Here is a 16866-nt window from a genome sequence, read left to right as displayed (position 1 = left end):
AAATAACTCGTCTGGACGAGCGCGATGATGATCCTCCATGGGCAAATGCGACCCGCCACCCCAGGAGGTTTGTCATGGGAAGCATCACCGAGACGATTATCGATCACGCCGTTCATCCCCGGGTTAATTCGACCGATCCCGTCGCGGCGCGTCCGCGTCCGTCCAAGCCTGCCCATGTGATCGCCAGCGATGCCGAGGCGATCGAGGTCGCCGAGGCGCTTGCCGCGCGGTTCAAGCCCGGTGCGGCGCTTCGCGATCGCGAAGGGCTGCTGCCGATCACCGAGCTCGACGACTATTCGCAGAGCGGCCTCTGGAGCATCAATGTCCCGAAAGCCTATGGCGGCCCGGACGTTTCCTATGCGACGCTCGCCAAGGTGATCGCCATCATCGCCGCCGCCGATCCGGCGATCGCGCAGATCACGCAAAACCACCTGGCCATCGTCGCCACCGTCGATCTCGACGGGACGGAGGAGCAGAAGAATCTGTTCTTCGGCTGGGCGCTGGAGGGCATCCGCTTCGGCAACGCCTTCTCCGAACTCAAGAGCAAGACCGTCGTCGATTTCCAGACCCGCGTCGTTCATGACGGCGACGACGTCGTGGTCAATGGCGAGAAGTTCTATACGACCGGTGCGCTGCTTGCCCATATCGTGCCGATCGTCGCCGTCGACGAGAGCGGGCAGGGCTGGCTGGTTTTCGCCGATCGCGAGGCGCCGGGCCTGACGGTCACCAACAACTGGTCGAGCTTCGGCCAGCGGACCACGGCGTCCGGCTCGGTCAAGATCGAGAATGTCCGCGTGCCCAAGGAGCGGGCGTTGAAGGTGACCTCCTTCGATCACCCGACCGTTGGCGGTCCGGTGTCGCAGATCATCCAGTCGGCCATCGATGCCGGCATCGCCCGCGGCACGATCGACGACACGATCGAGTTCGTGACGAAGCACAGCCGCCCCTGGGTCGACAGCGGCAAGGAAACGGCCGGCGAGGATCTCTTCACCATCGCCCAAATCGGCGATCTGAAGATCAAGCTGCATGCGGCCGAAGCCCTGCTCGAGATCGCCGGCCGCTCGATCGATGTCGCGCGCGCCAATCCGACGCTGGAGACCGTGTCGGAGGCGACAATCAAGACCGGGGAATCGAAGGTGCTCACCACCGAGATCGCCATTCTCTCGACCAACAAGCTGTTCGAACTCGCCGGCACGCGCTCAACTTTGGCCGAGCACGGGCTCGACCGGCACTGGCGCAATGCGCGCGTGCACACGCTGCATGATCCGGTCCGCTGGAAGTTCTTCCATGTCGGCAACTACTATCTGAACGGCGTTCACCCGCCGCGTCATGCCTGGAATTGAGACGACGATGAGCAGCACGGACCGCACTCTGCATCGGCAAGCCGCGCTCACCGCCGGCCGCCCGGCGCCCCACATTGCGCCCCGCCGCGCGCCTGCCCACCGCATCAGTGACGATGCGGAAGCGATCGCGGTGGCGAAGACTCTCGCCCGCGACTTCGCGGCGGGGGCGGTGGAGCGCGATCGGGAGCGGCGACTGCCGCTCGCCGAAATCGAGCGCTTCTCGCAGAGCGGTCTCTGGGCCATCACCGTGCCCAAGGCCTATGGCGGCGCCGAGGTTTCCGCTGCCACGCTTGCCGAGGTGACGGCCATCATCTCGGCGGCGGATTCCTCGATCGGCCAGATCCCGCAGAACCATTTCTACATGGTGGAAGGCCTGCGGCTGAACGGCAGCGAGGCGCAGAAGCAGCACTACTTCGCCCGGATCCTCGACGGCGACCGCTTCGGCAATGCCTTTACCGAAATCGGCACCAAGACACCGACCGACTTCAAGACACATCTGGCGGAGCGCGACGGGCGGCTGGTCCTCAACGGCCAGAAGTTCTATTCGACCGGTTCGCTCTTCGCCCATATCATCGTCGCGGTGGCCAAGGGCACGGATGGCCGCATCAAGCTCGTCTTTCTCGATCGCACCACGCCGGGGCTCGGCTTCGTCGATGACTGGACATCCTTCGGCCAGCGCTCGACGGGGAGCGGCACGGTCACGTTCGACGATATTGATGTGACCGAGTTCCAGATCGTCGACCATGATGCGAGCTTCGAAAACCCGACGCCGATGGGCCCCTTCGCCCAGATCATCCATGCCGCCGTGCAGGTGGGGATCGCCCGCGGGGCACTCGCCGAAACGATCGCCTTCGTCCGCGCCCATGCCCGGCCGTTCTTCGAGCTGTCGATCGACCATGGCTACGAGGATCCGCATACGATCCATGGGGTGGGCGATGTCGCGATCCGCGTCCATGCCGCCGATGCGCTGCTTGCCCGCGCCGGACGCATTCTCGACCAGGCGACTGCCGATCCGACCGAGCGGAGCGTCGCCGAAGCCTCGATCGCCGTCGCGGAGGTCAAGGCGCTGGGGACCGAGGTGGCGCAGCTCGCCGCCACGAAGCTGATCGAATATGGCGGAGCGCGATCGACGCTCGATGCCTATGGTCTCGACCGCTTCTGGCGCAATGCCCGCGTCCATTCGCTGCACGATCCGGCGCGCTGGAAATACCACCATATCGGCAATTTCTACCTGAACGGCACCCTGCCGCCCCGTCACGGCGCGCTTTAAGCGACGTTCATCGCGAGATGAGCAAAGAGCCGGCCGGCAATCGCCCGCCGGCCTTCTGCGTTTGGGTCTTGGCCGAGCGTCAAAGGGCGCCACGCCATAAGTATGGGTTGGCCGGCGTCCGCTCAGCTTCGCGAACGGCCGACGCCGTAGGTGAGGGCCAGGGCCGCGACCAGCACGGCGCCCTTGACGAAGTCCTGCGTGTAGTAGGGGGCGTTGAGCATGGTGAGCCCGTTCAAAAGCACGCCGACGAAGACTGCGCCGAGTACCGTGCCGAGCACGTTCGGCCGGCGGAGGCCGAGAACGGCAAAGCCGATCAGCGAGGCGGCGACCGAGTCCATCAAGAGCGAGGCGCCCGAGGAGACGTCGCCGCGTCCGACGCGGGCCGCGACGATGATGCCGCCCAGTGCTGCCAGCATGCCGGAGAGAAGATAAGCGAGGGTCTTCACCCGCGCCGTATTGGCGCCGGCAAGCCGCGCCGCCGCCTCGTTGCCGCCCGTCGCATAGAGAAGCCGGCCAAGGCGCGTCCGCTCGGTCACGACATAGAGCAGCAGCGCCACCAGCGCCATGAGCACGACCGGCGCCGGCACGATGCCGAACAGCGCCGAGCGGCCGATCAGCAGGAAGCTCGGATCGTAGCGACCGAGCGCCTTCGTGCCGTCGGGCAGGATCAGCCCCGCGGAGATCGACCGACCGGCCGTTGGGATCAACTGCAGGCCGGTCAGCAGGAACATGACCGACAGCGTCGCCAGAAGATCGGGCACCTTCAGCCGCACGATGAGGAACGCATTGACGGCGCCGACCAGCGCGCCGAAGGCCAGAACCAGCACCACCGTTTCCGCCGCGCCGAGGCCAAGCACGATCATCGCATAGCTCGCCGCCATGACGCTTGAAGCCGCCGTGGCGCCGACGGAGAGATCGAAGCCGCCGATCGCCAGGGTGACCGTGACGCCGGCACCGATGATTGCCACCACCGCCACCGCCTGCAGCACGCTCATCAGATTGCCGAGCGTGAGAAAGGCTGGCTCCGCGAGGCTGAAGATGAGCACCAGCGCTGCCAGGATGAGAAAGACCGCGCTGCGGCGCAAGGTCTCGCGCAGGGCGGAGGTCTTCGTGGCGGTCTTGGCATTGCGTGGTTCGCTGACGGCGGTCATGGGGCAAGGCTTTCGAGGAAGGGGGCGGCGCTGGGATCCAGCGGCGCCAAGGTGTGGTCGTCGATCAACAGCACCCGGTCGGCGACTTCGAACGCCTCTTCCGGGTCGGAGGTGGCGATCAGCGTGGCGCGCTCGCGATGGCTGCGAATGGCGGCGATGATATCGGCGCGCGCACCGACATCGACACCCTGGAAGGGCTCGTCGAGCAGCAGAAGCCGGCTCGGCTCCACCTCCCAGCGGGCGAGCACGGTCTTCTGCTGATTGCCGCCGGAGAGCGACCAGACCGAGGCCTCCGGCCCGGCCGCCTTGATGCCGAGGCGGGCAATGGCTCCCTCGGCCTTGGTCCGCTCCGTGGTGGACAGGATGAGGTTCCAGGGATACCAGCGGGGAAGATGCGGCAGGCTGATCGTGGCGGCGACGCTTTCGCCCGGCCAGTCGCGCGGGATCAGCGAGGAGCGATGCCGATCCTCCGCTGCATAGGCGACGCCTTGTCTGATCGCGTCTCTGGGACCCGAGGGGCGATAGGGCCGGCCATCGAGATCAACCTCGCCATTTGCAAGCCGACCAAGCCCGAAGAGGGCCGCCAGCAGCCGGCTCTTGCCCGCACCCAGCACCCCCGTGACCGCCACCACCTCGCCGGCGTGGACCTCGAGGTCGAAAGGCGCGCTGTCTGGCCGCAGCCGGGCGCAGCGGAGCTGGAGAATGGGCTTGCCGCTTGGCGCCTGCGCTTCCGGCCGGGCGGAGGCGAGGGGGCGGCCGATCATGCTTTCGATCGCGGCGGAGAAATCGACCGGCCGTGCAAAGGAGCCGGCGTTCCTGCCGCCACGCAAAACCTCGACGCGATCGGCCAGCGCTGCGAGATCGGCGATGCGGTGGGAGATGTAGAGAATCGCAAGGCCGCGAGCTTTCAGCCCGATCAAGAGATCGTAGAGCCGCTTCGATTCCTGTGGCGAAAGGCTCGCCGTCGGCTCGTCCAGGATCAGCAGGGAGGCCCGGTCGGCGACCGCGCGCGCAATGGCGACCAGCTGCCGCTCCGCCGCGCCGAGATCGGCGAAGTCGGTGGCAAGCGGAAGATCGAAACCGGCCTCGTCGAGGACCGCCCGCGCTGCGGCGCGCACCGAGCGAGCGGAGAGAAAGAAGGGGCTGCGTCCATCGACATAGCGATTGAGCAGCAGAGCATCGGCAACAGTCAGGCCGGGGATGCCGATGACGTCGGTCGATTGATGCACGGTGACGATGCCGCGCTGCGTCGCATCCGCGGGACTGCGCGGGGCGAAGGGCACGCCATCGACGGTGATGGTGCCGCTGACGGCCTGTTCGACGCCGGAGAGGATCTTGAACAGCGTCGATTTGCCCGCGCCATTGGCACCCATCAGCGCGACGATCTCGCCCCGGTCGATCGATAGCGAGGCGCCCTGGAGCGCGCGGGTGGAGCCAAAGCTGCGGCTGATGCCATGGGCTTGAAGAAGGGACATGAAGCGACCGCCGAACTCTGATCCATGTTTCCTAACGGCTTGCGGGCCACGGACAAGGTGCAGAGCTTCCAAACTCGATCATGTCTATAGAATGAATTTTCGCGTAAGGCGTCCTAGCGTTTGGAGGCTTCGAGAAGGCGGAACCGATTGCGGGAGGTTCGCCTGGGGGAAAAACAGTTTCCGACATGCCCATTTTTAGAAAAAGCGACGCAGCCATAGTCTATGAAATTCATAGAATGAAAGGGTATCCAGATCTTACGCTCATGGGAGCAGCGATGACCTTTCCCCTTCGTCTGATGGCGCTTTCCGCCATTGCCATTCTGCCCTTTACCGCGCCGGCCTCGGCCGAGGGACTACCGGGCGCCCCCGCGCCCTTCGACAAGGGCGGCGTCAAGCTGGCCTTGATCAGCTACATCTCCGCCGGCGACTTCTTCCAGGCCTATCAGGCCGGCGCCGAGGCACAGGCCAAGGCGCTCGGCGTCGACCTCCGCGTCTTCCCCGGTCGCCAAGACGCGGCCGAGCAGCGCGAGCAGATCCTCCAGGCGATCAACCTCGGCGTTCAAGGCATCGTCGTCGACCATGGCCTGCCGGAATCGCTTGGCGACGTCGTGCAGCAGGCGCTCGACAAGGGCATCAAGGTCGTCGCCTTCGACGTCAACCTGAACAATCCCAAGATCCCGCAGGTCGAGCAGTCGGATCACAAGCTCGCCGAGATCGCGCTGCAGCAGGCGCTGAAGGACAATGGCACGAGCTTCGAGGCCGGCTACGTCTATGTCGCCGGCTTCGCCCCGCTCGACCGCCGCAACGAGGTTTGGGACAAGGTGAAAGCCGCCAATCCGGGCATTGTCGAGAAGGCACGCTTCGGCACAGTGAGCGATACGACCGCAACCAGCACCGCGGACCAGGCCAAGGCGGTGTTCCAGGCCAATCCCGGCATCAGCGTTGTCTTTGCGCCCTATGACGAATTCGCCCGTGGCGTGAAGCTGGCGGCGGCCGATCTTGGCATCTCGCAGAAGCTGAAGATCTATTCGGCCGATATCTCGACCGCCGATATTCAGGAGATCGTCGAGGAAGGGAGCCCCTGGGTTGCGACCGCCGCTACCAATCCGGCCGTCGTCGGCGCCGTCTCCATCCGCGCCGCCGCGCTGCAGATCGCCGGCGAGACGGTGCCGGCGAGCATCGTCGTCGATCCGGTTCTCGTCACCCAGGCCGAGCTGCGGTCAGCGGGCGTAACCACCATCGAGGATCTCGCCAAGAAGATCCCCGCCTTCTCCACCAGCGCCGCCGCCACAGCGAGCTGGATCCCGGCTGCGGCGTTTTAAAACGGTCGCTCCGAGGCAGACCGCATCGGCCTTGACCATGAGATCGGGCGCGCCATCGGCGCGCCCGGAACGGCCGGTATGGCGCGAAGATCCGGCGGCGCCGGCCTCCGGGAGGACGCCGCGCCGAGCCATGGCGCCCAGAGCCAGGACGAGATCGGAAGCCGGTCCCAAGCCTCAATGATTGACCCGACGCCGAAGCGGTCAATCCCGCGCTCCCGAGTCGGATCGATGGGCAGCCGTATGAACGAGCCGAACCGCCGCTCGCCCTCGTCTTCGATGTCGGTAAAGGAGGCTGCTTCACGAAGCGCTGTTCCCTTGGCTGGCAACGCGAACATCCTTTCATCGAAGAAGACCAGATGTCGCGCTCGGCTGATCGCTCGATCCGCCGGAGCGGAACCGGTTGGGTTCAGCCGAGCCTAGAGGCGCAGCCTTGATTTCCGGTGCCTGAAGTTCGTAAGCGGCTTTTCTGTTCGCAGAGGCCGCCAAGTGCGACGGTATCGGTCTTCTCGGCCGCCCCTATGAGTTTCCTATCTTTCTGCCCTGTCTTCCCTCTCGAAAACCGCATGCCAAAGCGCCGAGAGTGATCGCGTCGCCCTGTTCGACCGAAGAGAGGATTTCTTCCATGCCGCGTTCCTATCCTGAAACCGCCGAACCCCGAAGTGATGCGGCCGGACAGCCGCGATTTTGCATCGCCCCGGCCCGTCGCGGCTTCGCCGTCATCGACCGGCTCGGCCGGGTCGGCGGCATCTTCATCAGCGAAGCGGCGGCCCGCCACTTCGTCTTCGAGGAGACGGGAGGTCAGTCCGCAGCCATTTTCGTCGATTGCTCGAGCGTGGTGGACCCCTTCCGAATGAGCGCGGCCTGAGCGATCGCCATGTTTGCAAAGCCTCACGTTCAGGCCAGCCATCCCTCGCTGGTTCCGAGTGATCCGGGTCCTGAAGCATCGGCCTCCATGCTGCGCGCCTTGGCCCGGCGTCTCACCCTTAGCCGGGCGCTGATGGAGCATCAGCTCTGGGAGGCGGTCCGGCTGCTCGACGAGGCGGGGCGGCTCGCCACGGATCTGCGTCATGAGCCTGGCTTCCGGCAGGCGATGGAGGCGCGCCGCTTCGGCGCGGCAGTCGCGATGCTGGCGGACAGCTGCGGGCTCGCCGCGTCGATCGAAGAGCAGCCGGGTGGTATCCCGCCGGATCGGCCAAGTGGCAAGGGCGAGGACGCTCACCGCGATCCGCAGGCCGCCGCCCTGCTCCGCCTGCTGCGAGCCGCCTGCCGCCCGGGAAATGCCCTCAAGCAAGATGTGAAGGAGGCTCATGATGGGCCGTCTCAATGAAATGGTGCACGCGCCCACGGCCGCACGCGCCCCCACGCTGCAGCACGCGATTGCCGATGGCGTCATGACCGACCTGGTCACGCCCTTCCGCTGGGGGGCGGTCGATCTGCATGGGCTGAGGCGCCTGGTCGAGTGGCAGATCCGCGCCGGGGTTGCCGCGCTGTCGCCCTGCGGTCTAATGGGGGAGGGGTGCTCCCTGTCGGACGAGGAACGGGTGCTGGTCATCCGCGCCTGCCTGGAGGCGGCCGGTGGCGCCGTGCCGGTCATTCCGGCAACCGGAACGCTCTCGACAGAGACGACGATCGCGCTGACCCGTACCGCCCGAGAGCTCGGCGCGTCGGCGGCGCTCATCACCGTCCCCTTTTATTCCAAGCCGACCCAGGCCGGGATCCTGCAGCACATGGCCCGGATCGTGGAGGCCGTCGATCTTCCCGTGATCGTCGTCGACAGGCCGGAGCGCACGGCCGTGGCGCTCGCGCCCGAGACAATGGCCGCCCTGGCCGGCGTGCCGGGTGTCGTCGGTCTGGTCACTGCCCGGCCGATTGCGCAGCTGCCGACGGTGCTTGTCGCCGATCCGGGCTTCACGCTCCTCTCGTCGACGGAGGAGGGTTTCCTCGGCGCCGCGCTTGCCGGCATTCGCGGTCTGCTCAGCCAGGTCGCCAATGTCTATCCGGAGACGGTGGTCGCGCTGCAGGCGGCCTGCCGGGAGGGACGAATCGACGAGGCACTCTGCCTGAAGGACGGTATGGCACCGATGATCGAAGCTTTCGGCCGCTGGGGTGGGCCGACCGTTGCCAAAGCGAGGCTGAAGGCGTCGCTCTCGCTATTGGACACGGTGCGCCTGCCGCTGGTTGCACTCTCCTTGGACGAGGTGCGGTCGCTGGAGGCCCAGCTCTCGGAAGGGGCGCTGGAGGCGGTCTGAGGACTGGTCTCTGCGGGTTGCCGGCTCCCCCCACGGTCGGCTGTCGTGGAACCTCGGCGGTGACGGCCCGTTGTTCCGGCACAACAGGAGACCGCCCATGTCCGACACCACCGTGAAGACCCTCTACGCCGTGTTTTCCACCCGCGAGGCGGCTGATCTCGCGGTCGAGCATCTCGTCCAGCAACACGGGATCGATCGCAGCGACGTCTTCATCGAGCCGCAGGGTGCCGAGAACACAGCCGGTGTCGTACCTTCCGGCAGCGACCGGGACGACGGCAACGGCGAGGGCGCGCGTGACGATGGGGCCCTGGAGGGCGGCCTGCAAGTTTCGGTCGATCTCGCGCTTGCCGATCTCGACAAGGCCGAAGCGGCCCTTCGCGAGGCGGGCGCGCGGCAGGTGGAACGCCGCTGACGGTCGAGCGGGCCCATCGCCGCTGCCTGACGGCTTGTGGCCCGGCCTCTTTCCCAAAGGGGAGACGACGCAAGTGATGCCGATCATCGCCACTGCGGCCTGGTCGATCAACAAGACACTGGCCGGCCATTTTCCAGCGGAAGGGTCCGGCCTGCAGCGCTATGCCACGGTCTTCTCCGGCGTCGAAGTCAATTCCACCTTTTATGGCTCCCACAAGCCTTCGACCTATGCCCGATGGGCAGGGTCTGTGCCCGACGACTTTCGCTTTGCCCTCAAGCTGCCGCAGGCTATCACGCATAAGCGGCGGCTGGTCGATTGCGAGGCGCTCTTCACCGCATTCCTGGCCGAGATCGCCCCGCTCGGGCCGAAGATCGGCCCGCTGCTCTGTCAGCTCCCGCCCAGTCTCGCCTTCGACAGGGCGGTGATCGATCCGGCGCTTGCCATGATGCGCCGCTTCCATGACGGACCGCTTGTCATCGAGGTGCGCCATCGCAGCTGGCAGGACCCGGATGCACTGGACCTGCTCGCGGCATACGGTATCGAGCGGGTGCTCGCCGATCCCGCCCCGGTCTGGCCGGCCGAAAGCTTTGCGGTGCCCCCCGCCTATGTGCGCCTGCATGGCGTCCCGAAGATCTATTATTCAGCCTATGAGCCCGCGGCGCTGGAGCGCTTCGGCGCGCTGCTTGCGCCCGGCAGCTGGTGCGTCTTCGACAACACGGCCTCCGGCGCGGCGCTGGCCGATGCGCTTGCGCTGAAAGCACTGCTGGAACGGCGCGGCGAGACGGGTGCGCCACGAGCCGGCTAAAGGCGTCAGCGCCACATGCCGCGCATGCGGGCGCCGATATCGATCGTCGCGCCGCGTGCAGCGCGCTCGGAGGCGGAGGGCGCAACCTTCGGCCAGCTGGTCGCCTCGAAGAATTGAAGCAACGTGGCGGGGATGAAGCGGGTGCGGGCGGCATAGACATGCCGGTCACCCTGCGCATTCTGCCCATGGGTGAAGAAGCGCTGCGGCGTGATCAGCGAAAGACTGTCGCGCGCTCTCGTCATCGCGACATACAGCAGGCGCCGTTCTTCCTCCAGTTCCGCCGTCGATCCGGCGCCGAGATCAGACGGGATGCAGCCATCGACCACATTCAGCATGAACACCGCCCGCCATTCCTGACCCTTGGCGGAATGAATGGTCGAGAGGATCAGGTAATCCTCGTCGAGCAGCGGCACGCCGGCCTGATCGCTGGTCGCATCCGGCGGATCGAGCGTCAGCTCGGTCAGGAAGCGCTCGCGATTGGCATAGCCGCTGGCAATCTGTTCGAGCTGCAGAAGATCGGCCTTGCGGGTGTCCGAATCCTCGTGCAGCCGGTCGAGATGCGGCTCGTACCAGAGCCGCGCCAGGCCGATCTCGCCCGGCCAGCCGGCCTCCGCCTTGCGCAGGCTGGACAGCAGGGTGACAAGCGCCGGCCAGGCCTCGCCGGTCTTGGCCGGCGGCGGAATCTCGGCCATCGAGAGGAGCGGCTCGGCATCGGCGGCGATCGTTTCCAGGATCCGCGCGGCGGTCTGCGGGCCGATGCCCGGCAGCATCTGCAGCAGGCGAAAGCCCGCCACCCGGTCGCGCGGGTTCTGCGCAAAACGCAGGACGGCCAGCAGGTCTTTCACATGGGCGCTGTCGAGGAACTTCAGCCCGCCGAACTTGACGAAGGGGATGTTGCGCCGCGTCAGCTCCACTTCCAGCGGGCCGCTATGGCTGGAGGTGCGAAACAGCACGGCCTGCTGCTTCAGCGTCATGCCGATCTCGCGATTGGCCAGAACCTGGTCGGCGATGTAGTTCGCCTGGTCGGTCTCGTCGCGCACGGTGACGAGCAGCGGCCGCTGCTCCGAGGCACGGTCTGTCCAGAGGTTTTTGGTGAAGCGCTCGCGGGCGAGATCGATCACGCCATTGGCGGCGGCGAGGATCGGCTGGGTCGAGCGGTAGTTGCGGTCGAGCGTGATGATGTCGGCGGGCTTCGGTGAAAAACCCTTCGGGAAGTCGAGGATGTTGCGCACGGTCGCGGCGCGGAAGGAGTAGATCGACTGGGCATCGTCACCGACCACGGTCAGCCCCTGGCCGGAGGGTCTGAGCGCCATCAGGATCGAGGATTGCAGGCGGTTGGTGTCCTGATATTCATCGACCAGAATATGGTCGAACCGGCTGCCGATCTCCTCCGCCAGGCCGGGATCGGTCACCATCTGCGCCCAGTAGAGCAGCAGATCGTCGTAATCGAGCACGTTCTGCGCCTGTTTGGCCTCGACATAGGCGCCGAAGAGCTGGCGCAGCTGCTCCTCCCAATTGATCGCCCAGGGATAGGCTGCTTGCAGCACCTCCTTGATCGTGGTCTCGGCATTGACCACGCGCGAATAGATGGCGAGGCAGGTTCCCTTGGTGGGAAAGCGGCTCTCGGTCTTGGAGAAGCCGAGCTCATGGCGCACGAGGTTCATGAGGTCGGCGCTGTCTTCCCGGTCGTGGATGGTGAAATCGATGCCGAGGCCGATCTGTTCGGCATAGAGCCGCAGCAGCCGCGCGCCGATGCCATGGAAGGTGCCCGCCCAGGCGAGCGCGTCCGTCATCAGGCCCGCATTGTTGCCGAGCACCTGCCGGCAGATCCGCTCCACCCGCCGCGCCATTTCGGACGCCGCCCGGCGCGAGAAGGTCATGAGCAGGATGCGGCGCGGATCGGCACCGTTGACGATCAGATGCGCCACCCGGTGGGCGAGCGTGTTGGTCTTGCCGGAGCCGGCGCCGGCGATGATCAGCAGCGGCCCGCCCGGCTGGCGATCGGCCAGCCCGATGCCATGCTCCACCGCCGCGCGCTGCCGGTCGTTCAGTTTCTCAAGATAGGCTGCCATCCGTCCCCAGCATGCAAGATCAGCCGCACCCACCCCGCGCTGATGCCTCGCCCCAGGCAATGCCGGACGACGGCAGTGGCCGCCCGCCCGCCGCGGAATCGGTTACGGAACAAAGACTGAACGTAACAGCTCGTCAACCGACTGCAAAGCCCCGGCGGCATCCCGCCAACAGACTGAGGATGTCCGGCCGCATCGATTTGGACGGCATTGCCTGCCTTGGCCGCGGAGAGTGAGCGGTCAGCTCTTGCCGTGGCGGCGGGCGTGCAGGGCGCGCACCGCGTCGGCGAGCTCGGGCGCCGGTCCATCGACCGTGGCGCCGACCAGGATCTCCTCGATGGCGATGCGGCGCACCTTCTGGTCCGGCACGCCCATCTCGGCCCACCATTGCCCGAGCTGGCGGGAGGAACTGGCATAGACGATCCGCCCGAGCCCGACCCAGCCATGGGCGGCCGCGCACATCGGGCAGTGCTCGCCGGAGGTATAGAGCGTCGCCCGGGCGCGCTCATCCGGGCTCAAATTCTCGGCCGACCAGCGGGCGAGCGCGAATTCCGGATGCCGCGTGCCGTCTCCTGTCGTATGGATGCGGTTGCGGTCTTCGGCCAGTACCTGCCCCTCTGCATCGACGAGGACGGAGCCGAAGGGCTCGTCGCCCGCATCGACCGCTTCGGAGGCAAGCGCCACACAGCGGCGGAGATGGGGCAGGTCGGTCTCGGTGATCATGGCTCTTGTCCTTTCCGGCCCGGCCGGTTGATGCGCGGCCGCCCATTGTCGAAGCTTTGGCGGCCATCCTTCCAGCCGGCAATCACCCGGGCGACCTCCCGCACGGCGGCCTCCGGGCCGGCGGCGTCGAGCAGCACCAGCGTCGCCGGCCCGCCGACGGAAAGCCCATGCGCCGCGCCGAGCTGACGCGCCGCAGCCCCGCTCACCATGGCGAAGACGGCCTCCATCTCCTCCGCGCGAGAGAGCTGGGCGATATTGGCATAGAGATTGGCCATGCGGATCAGTGAGGCATCGCCATAGGGGGTGAAGGGGTTCAGCACATTGTTGGTGGCAATCGTCGTCACCACGCCGTGCTCCGCCAGCCGATGCGCGGGCGCCACGCCGCGCGGCACCAGCCGGTCCTGGCCGCGGCCGTTGAGGAAGAGATCAGTCGCGGGCAGAACGGTGAGCGCGATGCCGGCTCGAGCCAGCTGGCGCGCCATCGCGGTCACCGCATCCGGGTCCATGGCGGAGAGCGTCGTGACATGGCCGATCGAGACGCGCCCTTGCCAGCCATGCCGCTCGGTGGCGGCGATGAGGGCCGGCAGATCGGAGCGGGCCGGGTCTAGGCTGAAGTCGATGTGGAAGTCCACCGAGACATCATGGGCGCGGGCGAGCGTGAAGATCTGCTCGATATGCGCCTCCGGGTCCGGATCGGTGTAGGGGCAACCGCCGACGAGATCGGCGCCGTCCGACAGAGCCTGGTCGAGCAGCACATAGGTCTCGGGCTCTTGCGTCAACCCTTCCTGGGCGAAGGCGCAGAGTTCGAGGTGGAGCGCGAAAGCATAATCCGCCTTGATCCGCTTCAGCGCCCGGAAGGAGCGCAGGCCGGCGCGTGGATCCACCTCCACGAAGCTGCGCATGCGCGTCGTGCCATGCAGAATGGCCGTCTCGACGACGCGGGCCGCGCGGGCATAGACATCGTCTTCCTCGAAGCCGGCCTTGGCCCGGGCCGTCTCGCGCACCGCCTCCGCCAGCGTGCCCTCGCAGATCCGGCAGCGGTCGAGAATACAGGCCTTGTCGAGATGAATATGAGTATCGACGAAGCCGGAAAAGGCGAAGGCGCCGGCGCCGTCCACTTCCTCGACCGCCGTGCAGCGCAAGGCTGGCGCGATCGCCGCAATGCGGCCGTTGCGAATGGCGAGATCTTGCAGCTCCGCCTCTCCCTCGATCCGCAGCCGGCGAATGACGATGTCGACGATGTCTTCAGGCCGCTCCGTCATAGGCCGATCGCCCCGCCGTCGCTGCGGGGGTCATGCGCCGCCTCGATCAGCCCGTCGGCATGAATTCGGATCACGCCGGCCTGGCCGCCGAGCGGGCTGAAGGGCGGGATGGGCGCAACCTCATGGCCGAGATCGCGAAGGGCGGAGAGCGCCGGCTCGCCGAGACTGCTCTCGATCTTCAGACTGTCGGCGAGATCCGAGAAGGTGCGGCCGAGCAGGAAGCGCGGCGCGGAGAGGGCGGAAAGCGGATCGAGCCCATGGTCGATCAACAGGCTCAAGAGCAGGCTCAAGGTCTGCGGCTGCCCGTCCGCCCCTTGCGTGCCATAGGCAAGGCAGGGCCGGCCATCCTTCAGCGCAAGGCCCGGGTTCAGCGTGTAGAAAGGCCGCTTTCCCGGAACGAGCAGGTTGGGGCTTTCGGGATCGACGCTGAAGGCCGCGCCACGGTTCTGCCAGAGAATGCCGGTCCGCCGGCCGACGACACCGCTGCCCCAGTCGAAATAGAGGCTCTGCAGCAGGGAGGCCGTGCGTCCTTCGCTGTCGACCGCCGCCAGAAGCGCGGTGTCGCCGGTCTGGTGGCGATAAGGCCAGGGCAGGGCGGCAGAGGGATCGATCGCGCGGGTCTTGGCCGCCAGCCGCTGCGGATCGAGAAGGTCGGTCGAGACATCGGGCGCAAAGGCCGGGTCGGCGATGCGCGGCCGGTCGAGAAAGGCCTGTTTCACCGCCTCGACCAGAGCGTGAACGAAGTCGGCACTGCCGACCGGCTTGCCGGCCATATCCAGGCCGTCCAGCACGCCCATGATGCCCAGCGTCGTCACCCCTTGCGTCGGCGGCGGCGGGGCAAGCAAGGTGAGGTCGCGATAGGCAAGGCGAAGTGGCGCGACGGTGTCGGTTCGGGTGGCCGCCAGATCGGAGAGGGTGAGCGGCGCGCCGGCGTCGGCGAGATCCGCGGCGATCTCTTCAGCCAAGGCGCCGTCGTAGAAGCTGCGGGCACCGTCAGCGGCGATCCTCCGGAGGGTCTGGCCTAGCGCTGGCTGACGCTGCAGGCCGTCGCCGAGAAAAAGCTCGGAAAAACCCGGCCAGTCCGCCTGTTCGGCCGTGCGGAAATCATGCCAGAAGGTCTGGCTCGGGCTCACCGGAAAGCCCTCATCGGCAAGCCGGATCGCATCGCCGAGCAGGGTGTGGAGGCCGAGACGCCCGCCCCAGCGGTCGGTGGAAAGCCGGAGCGCCGTGTCCCAGCTGTCGACCAGGCAGGCGGTCGTCAGCGCCGCCTCAGGCCCGCGGAGTGGTATCGGTGCATCGGCGATGGCGCCGGCGGCGGCCTGGCCGATACCGAGCAGCGCCGTCGCCTCTCCCCCGGCATCGGCGATCATCCAGACGCCGTCGCCGCCGAGCCCGCAAAAATGCGGGTAGACAACGGCCAGCGCAGCGCCCGCCGCCACCAGCGCCTCGATCGCCGTGCCGCCTTCGGCCAGCACGCGGGCGCCGGCCTCGCTGGAGGCCCAATGCGGCGTGGTGACCACGCCCCGGAGGGACCGGGCCGCAGCCTCCGTCGTCTGTCGCACGAAACCGGCCATCAGCGCAGCACGCGGCCATTCTCCGCGATCAGCCGCCCGCCTCGGAATACGCGGCGCGCCTTCGGAAAACCGACCACCGCCTCCGGCACATGCGCGGCAGGAAGCGCCACGAAATCGGCCTTGGCGCCGACCGTCAGCCCATAGTCCTGAAGCCGCAGCGCATCGGCGCCGGCTTGCGTGACTACGTCGAAGGCGGCGGCAAGTGCGTCGTCGGTGAAGAAGCCGGAGCGATAGGCGATGATCTCGGCCCGGTGCAGCATGTCGCCATCGCCGAAGGGCCACCAGGAATCGCGGATATTGTCGCTGCCGGAAAAGACGGTCACGCCCGCCTGCCGCAGCAGCGCCACCGGCGGAAAGGCATGGTGGCCCGGCGCATTGGTCATGATCGACACGCCGCTCCGAGCCAGCCGCGCCGCCATGCGGGCGATCGCATCCGGCCCAAGATCGCCAAGGCCATAGGCATGGCTGACGGCCACGCGGCCCTGCATGCCGAGCGCCGCAGTCCGGGCGCAGATCTCCTCGATCGTCATCGCTCCAAGGCTGCCGGCATCGTGGAGATGCAGATCGACATCGACTCCGCGTTTCTCGGCGAGGCCGAAGACGACGTCCAGATGGCCCTTGATGTCGCGGTCGAAGGAGAGCGGATCCAGCCCGCCGATCAGATCCGCCCCGAGAGCCAGCGCCGCATCCAGCAACTCCGGCGTGCCGGGACTCTTCAAGATGCCGCTCTGCGGGAAGGCCACCAGCTGGATGTCGATCAGGTCGGCGTAGTCCTCGCGCACCTTCAAAATGGTTTCGAGCGAGGAAAGGCCGACGGAGCCATCGACCATGACATGGCTGCGCATCTGCAGGCTGCCATGGCCGATGCAGAGATCGAGCTGGTCTCGGGCGCGCTTGTCCATCGGCGCGGCGGCGGCCATGTTCTCGACCTGGAAGGCAACGCGCTCATGCACGTCGAAGCCATCGGTGCAGGGCCGGTGCGGCACCCAGCGATCGCCATAAAAGCTGGTATCGAGGTGGATATGCCCCTCGACGAAGCTCGGCAGCAGCAATTCGCCGGCGAGATCGACCACCTCGGCTGCGTCGCCGACTTCCATTGCGCTCTCTGCGGGGAGGATTGCGCTGATCCGACCGTTGAGCACCGCAAGGGTGTTGAGTGTGCCGTCGGCCAACCGGGCCCGGGTGAAGAGACGATCGATCGCTGTCATTGG

Annotated in this window: 15 protein-coding genes; 8 read left to right on the top strand and 7 right to left on the bottom strand. The window is 67.0% G+C overall.

The genetic code is table 11. From position 1 onward, the window contains the following. The first annotated feature begins 74 nt into the window (after nt 1-74). Both ACLE20_RS04035 and ACLE20_RS04030 read left to right on the top strand, forming a co-directional pair. Complete coding sequence (locus ACLE20_RS04035) at nt 75-1343, top strand: SfnB family sulfur acquisition oxidoreductase (RefSeq protein WP_410938937.1); 1269 nt, start codon at nt 75-77, stop codon at nt 1341-1343. Nucleotides 1344-1350: 7 nt separating this feature from the next. Continuing rightward, complete coding sequence (locus ACLE20_RS04030; protein ID WP_410938936.1) at nt 1351-2613, top strand: SfnB family sulfur acquisition oxidoreductase; 1263 nt, start codon at nt 1351-1353, stop codon at nt 2611-2613. Nucleotides 2614-2735: 122 nt separating this feature from the next. Here ACLE20_RS04030 and ACLE20_RS04025 read toward each other — a convergent pair whose 3' ends face one another. Further along, nucleotides 2736-3764, bottom strand: coding sequence for an ABC transporter permease (locus tag ACLE20_RS04025; RefSeq protein ID WP_410938935.1), 1029 nt, complete (start codon nt 3762-3764; stop codon nt 2736-2738). Next, complete coding sequence (locus ACLE20_RS04020; protein WP_410938934.1) at nt 3761-5239, bottom strand: sugar ABC transporter ATP-binding protein; 1479 nt, start codon at nt 5237-5239, stop codon at nt 3761-3763. Before ACLE20_RS04020 ends, ACLE20_RS04025 begins: the two co-directional genes overlap by 4 nt. Before the next feature lie 275 nt (nt 5240-5514). Here ACLE20_RS04020 and ACLE20_RS04015 point away from each other — a divergent pair, with 275 nt between their 5' ends. The 6 genes from ACLE20_RS04015 to ACLE20_RS03990 all read left to right on the top strand — a co-directional run bounded on the left by ACLE20_RS04015 (nt 5515) and on the right by ACLE20_RS03990 (nt 10027). Beyond that, on the top strand, nt 5515-6561 hold the full coding sequence (locus ACLE20_RS04015) for a substrate-binding domain-containing protein (protein WP_410938933.1): 1047 nt from the start codon (nt 5515-5517) through the stop codon (nt 6559-6561). A gap of 622 nt (nt 6562-7183) precedes the next feature. Beyond that, nucleotides 7184-7426 (top strand): hypothetical protein, encoded by a 243-nt coding sequence (locus ACLE20_RS04010; protein WP_410938932.1) that lies wholly within the window; start codon nt 7184-7186, stop codon nt 7424-7426. Between the two features lie 87 nt (nt 7427-7513). Further along, nucleotides 7514-7888: a hypothetical protein gene (locus tag ACLE20_RS04005; RefSeq protein WP_410938931.1), complete on the top strand. Its 375-nt coding sequence runs from the start codon at nt 7514-7516 to the stop codon at nt 7886-7888. Continuing rightward, nucleotides 7872-8810: a dihydrodipicolinate synthase family protein gene (locus ACLE20_RS04000; RefSeq protein ID WP_410938930.1), complete on the top strand. Its 939-nt coding sequence runs from the start codon at nt 7872-7874 to the stop codon at nt 8808-8810. Before ACLE20_RS04005 ends, ACLE20_RS04000 begins: the two co-directional genes overlap by 17 nt. 97 nt (nt 8811-8907) lie before the next feature. Then, nucleotides 8908-9222: a hypothetical protein gene (locus ACLE20_RS03995; protein ID WP_410938929.1), complete on the top strand. Its 315-nt coding sequence runs from the start codon at nt 8908-8910 to the stop codon at nt 9220-9222. A 76-nt stretch (nt 9223-9298) separates the two neighbouring features. Continuing rightward, entirely contained in the window at nt 9299-10027 is a 729-nt protein-coding gene (locus tag ACLE20_RS03990) for a DUF72 domain-containing protein (RefSeq protein WP_410939140.1), read from the top strand. 5 nt (nt 10028-10032) lie between these two features. Here ACLE20_RS03990 and ACLE20_RS03985 read toward each other — a convergent pair whose 3' ends face one another. The 5 genes from ACLE20_RS03985 to ACLE20_RS03965 form a co-directional block, all read right to left on the bottom strand. Further along, nucleotides 10033-12099, bottom strand: a complete 2067-nt coding sequence (locus ACLE20_RS03985) for an ATP-dependent helicase (RefSeq protein WP_410938928.1) — start codon at nt 12097-12099, stop codon at nt 10033-10035. 237 nt (nt 12100-12336) lie between these two features. Beyond that, entirely contained in the window at nt 12337-12819 is a 483-nt protein-coding gene (locus ACLE20_RS03980) for a nucleoside deaminase (protein ID WP_410938927.1), read from the bottom strand. Beyond that, nucleotides 12816-14081 (bottom strand): amidohydrolase family protein, encoded by a 1266-nt coding sequence (locus ACLE20_RS03975; protein WP_410938926.1) that lies wholly within the window; start codon nt 14079-14081, stop codon nt 12816-12818. Before ACLE20_RS03975 ends, ACLE20_RS03980 begins: the two co-directional genes overlap by 4 nt. Beyond that, nucleotides 14078-15655: a gamma-glutamyltransferase family protein gene (locus ACLE20_RS03970; protein WP_410938925.1), complete on the bottom strand. Its 1578-nt coding sequence runs from the start codon at nt 15653-15655 to the stop codon at nt 14078-14080. The genes ACLE20_RS03975 and ACLE20_RS03970 overlap by 4 nt, the downstream gene beginning before the upstream one ends. After that, nucleotides 15655-16863, bottom strand: coding sequence for an amidohydrolase family protein (locus tag ACLE20_RS03965; protein ID WP_410938924.1), 1209 nt, complete (start codon nt 16861-16863; stop codon nt 15655-15657). The genes ACLE20_RS03970 and ACLE20_RS03965 overlap by 1 nt, the downstream gene beginning before the upstream one ends. Between the last annotated feature and the right edge of the window lie 3 nt (nt 16864-16866).

It is taken from the genome of Rhizobium sp. YIM 134829 (genome assembly GCF_046546455.1).
This window is presented reverse-complemented; position numbering and strand designations above follow the sequence as displayed.